At 45.9% G+C, this 407-nt stretch carries 2 protein-coding genes; one reads left to right on the plus strand and one right to left on the minus strand.

Going from position 1 to position 407, the window contains the following annotated elements:
- On the plus strand, window positions 1-96 hold a 96-nt coding region (locus E0765_RS06955), incomplete at its 5' end, for a flagellin (protein ID WP_255417877.1).
- A gap of 27 nt (window positions 97-123) precedes the next feature.
- Here E0765_RS06955 and E0765_RS12605 read toward each other — a convergent pair.
- Window positions 124-407: hypothetical protein (locus E0765_RS12605; protein WP_223175683.1), on the minus strand; the 284-nt coding region annotated here is incomplete at its 5' end.

Raw genomic sequence — 407 nt, forward strand, 5'->3', positions numbered from 1 at the left:
AGCTTCAACAAACATAACATCATGGCCCAGTCTGGATCGTATGCTATGTCTCAGGCCAACGCCGTTCAGCAGAACGTCCTCAGACTTCTCCAGTAGTCCTTTTCCTCAGCCGGGCAGACGGTTTCATAATCCGTTTGTCCGTGCCCGTTTCCAAAATGACACGCCTTTGCTTTCCCGTTTAGTCTCTCTCAACTTTTTTTGATTTCCCTTCTCCGTCGATTCACCGCCACTCATTTTTATGACAAAAAGCGCTAAAGTTTTTTTCCCGATGGCCGATATAGTCTGTAACAGCAAGGACGCTGATAAAACTGAAGGGCTTCGGCTCTTGCGATAAAAGGATTTATCATGGGTTTCAGAATTAACACGAACGTCGGTGCGATGAATGCGCACATGTACTCTACCAAAAA

The organism is Sulfuricurvum sp. IAE1 (assembly GCF_004347735.1).
Classification (GTDB): domain Bacteria; phylum Campylobacterota; class Campylobacteria; order Campylobacterales; family Sulfurimonadaceae; genus Sulfuricurvum.